The organism is Mesorhizobium sp. M7A.F.Ca.CA.001.08.2.1 (assembly GCF_003998455.1).
GTDB lineage: Bacteria > Pseudomonadota > Alphaproteobacteria > Rhizobiales > Rhizobiaceae > Mesorhizobium > Mesorhizobium ciceri.
In genome coordinates this window covers 1-1,683 of sequence record NZ_RZPW01001046.1, presented here as the reverse complement: position 1 = coordinate 1,683, position 1,683 = coordinate 1, and the positions used below count along the sequence as shown (strand labels likewise).

Genomic DNA, 1,683 nt, shown 5'->3' with positions numbered 1-1,683 from the left:
CCATGGTCTCCTCGATCCATTGGCAAGGCGGCGCCGGCCTGGCGTCCGGTTGCCAGCTGTTGCAGAGCACATGGCCGAGTTCGTGCCCGAACTGGTAGGCGAGCTTCGACGAGTCACGCTCGCCGATATATCGACGATGATCCAGGCCATACTGCTGCCGTCCGGATGCAGCCAGATTGCCGGCGTGCCGGAAGTGTGCTCGTCGACACGCAGGCGCGTCGGCTGGCGGTCGGACAGCAGGCGGACGCCGTCGAGGCATGCATGCCGCATGCGTTCGACGACCTGATCAGCGGCTCCCTCAAGCATGTGGCCCCAGTCGCCGGCAAGCTCGATGGGGGCGGTTAGGAGGTTTGGTTGCGAGCTAGCTGAGGAAGGTGGGGAAGACATGACCCCGTAGCCTGTGCTCCAACCGCCCGAGGGTGTCAACGCCACTGGTGTGAGGCTGCCGGCCACTGAACCTGCAAGCAAATTTAGGAGATCTCGTCGCAGCAACTTCGAAACTCGACCATGTTGCCCTGCAAGGAGAAAAATAGGAAGTCCAGCTTGTTCTGCCATCGGCCGAGGTCTAAGCGTAGACCCCTTGAGGGTTGAACTACTCGGAAGCGGCTAGGGGACTCGAGGGTGGGCGAGGCGATCTTTTCCAAAACGTATGTTGGCGATGCTTTATCAAGCTGGCAGGTCGTCCACGAAATGTCGAGTCATATCGTTGGCGGAGCTTTGGTCGTTCGCGACAGTGACCGCCGTGACTGGCATCTTCTAGGACTTCACGATTCAGCTTTTCTGTTTCGAATGGTTCGGATGAGGTGCGTCCTCAGATTCTTCCCCACGACCACCACAAACTTCTATATCCATCACTATGGTTCTTTGGATGTTGCCGAAATTGCACTCGACGGCACCATAATAAACAGGGGTATCAGTCACACCATTTCGATCAACGCTCATCCAGATGACACGATCGAGATCGATGTGAGCTTTTTGAGTTGCCACGGGTCTCTCTCAATAGGCTGCTCCGACAATGGTCGTCCCGTCTACGCCGGCACTGGACTCGAACAGTTTGCACTCTTGAGCGTTCTGGTTGAAACGTTTGATGCATACCCGGAGTTGTCTCGCACGCCGGCAGAGGAGCGGATCACCCTCGTCGATGTTGGCGGCCAAGGAGGGCTACAGCTCAAGTGGATGCTGCGAGCCGATCATATTACGCCCGTCGTGTTCGAACCCTTGTCGTCGGAAGCGACGGTGATACGACAAACCCTCGATCGAATTCCGGGCGCGCAAGTGGTGGAAAAGGCGCTGGCAAACACTTCTGGCCCCCAAAAGCTGTATATTACTGCCGGATCATACTGCTCGTCTTTGCGAGAGCCAAACTTTGAGATCCTGCAGAACTACTCAGTAGCCCGTGTCTTCAACGTTGTCAGCATGCAAGAGGTCGAATGTGTTCGATATGACGAATTGTTCCGCGCAAGCGCGGTTCCGTCACCGGATGTTATAAAAATAGACGTCCAAGGTCTTGAATACGAAGTTCTGCTTGGTTTCGGCCACCTTCTGGAATCCTGTTTGGCTATCGAGCTGGAAACGCATGTTGTTCCGATATATCGAGGACAAAAGCTGATTGGTGACATAGTCAACATTCTGGGCGATTTCGGTTTCGCCCTACGCCAGCTTAATCAAGTACCGCACTTCGAT

2 protein-coding genes are annotated in these 1,683 nt (G+C 55.5%); both read left to right on the top strand.

Translation table 11 applies throughout. The features are described 5' to 3' along the window. Positions 1 to 286: hypothetical protein (locus tag EN914_RS38535; RefSeq protein WP_206527307.1), on the top strand; the 286-nt coding region annotated here is incomplete at its 5' end. Between the two features lie 335 nt (positions 287 to 621). Beyond that, positions 622 to 1,683 (top strand): FkbM family methyltransferase (locus tag EN914_RS34565; RefSeq protein ID WP_127389645.1); only part of this gene is annotated, 1,062 nt, incomplete at its 3' end.